The organism is bacterium (genome assembly GCA_024228115.1).
Taxonomy (GTDB): domain Bacteria; phylum Myxococcota_A; class UBA9160; order UBA9160; family UBA6930.
In genome coordinates, this window is sequence record JAAETT010000440.1 from 1 (window position 1) to 1,177 (window position 1,177).

1 protein-coding gene is annotated in these 1,177 nt (G+C 65.3%); it reads right to left on the reverse strand.

From position 1 onward, the window contains the following. Positions 1-174 (reverse strand): IS91 family transposase (locus GY937_19335; protein MCP5058860.1); only part of this gene is annotated, 174 nt, incomplete at its 3' end. Positions 175-1,177 lie beyond the last annotated feature (1,003 nt).

A 1,177-nucleotide genomic window follows, 5' to 3' on the forward strand; every position in this document is an offset into this window, starting at 1 on the left:
CACGAGGCGATCGTGGCCGCAGGCGTCGCAGTGGAGCTTCAGGAAGCCGTGAGCGAGGATCCCGCATCGGAGGTACGCGCGCAGCTCCTGCTCGATGAAGCGGGGCGCGGGGTGATCGCCTTCGCGGGCGCTTGCCAGGAAGCTCTCGAGCTGCTCGCGGACGACCTCGTGCAATACGGTCTCCTCGGGTCGGTGCCGCCCGTATGCCGGTGCAGCACCGGAGGTGCGATGGCCCGGGTGCGAGGGGGAGCGGGCTGCGAGCTCGGTATTCACACCCGGTCGCCTTGCGAGCGGCATACCGCGCCGTGGAGGGCCTACGGAAAGCGGGAGCTGCCGACCGGGCCAATACGAGGACCGGATTTCACGCCCGCGGCATTCCCTGGGTTCACGCCGACCGAGGAGACCTCTTGTCTCGGGAGTCCCCAAGAGGCCGAGCAATGCCCAGGCGGCAGCTTACTCATTCACATCGAGCCGCACGGAGATGGCGCCTCCGGCGGGCTTCGGGTTCGGCGCGTTACTTCGGGCCTGGCGACTTCCATCGCGCCGTCAGTCGTACGCTGTCTCCCCGATACCCCTCGTTCCCGATGTCATCCGAATCCTCGAAGAAAGCGATCCTCTGACTCGCGAGCGCGCAATTTGGGAGCCAGGAGGAGCGCGGCGCGAGCAATGCCACCGCGCGATGAAGAGTGGTGAGCGCACCTTCAATCGGCCCACAGGATGGATCTGGGATGATGTTCGCTACGAGTTCGATCTTCTAGGTGCAAGGGCACTTCCAGGCGCCGAATCGCTGCGGATTCCCCCCGAGATGTGGCCTTCCGGGGAGGAGCGCGCGGGGTTCTTTCTGGGTGCGAGTGCGGGAGACCCGATGCGCCCTACCAGGCTTCCGAAGGTTGCGGCCTCGCGGCGCTCACCGTCGAGGTCGTGGCCGACGACTGATGGGCCAGATTGGAGATTCTGGGGGTTGATGGAGGCGGTGATTCGTAATGCAAGATAAACGGATGGAGGATTCGCTGAGATCCCGAGCAGGGACGCGGGCTTAGTTTGTGGAGACTGGATTCTTCGAGGCCTATCGACTCCATCACGTTTTCGGCCCGTCCGGGTGCTGCTTCGAGGGTTGGATGTTGCCCGATCGTGCGGTCGAGCCTTGCGCGCGCCGGGTGGTTTGCGAGTCTCGCTC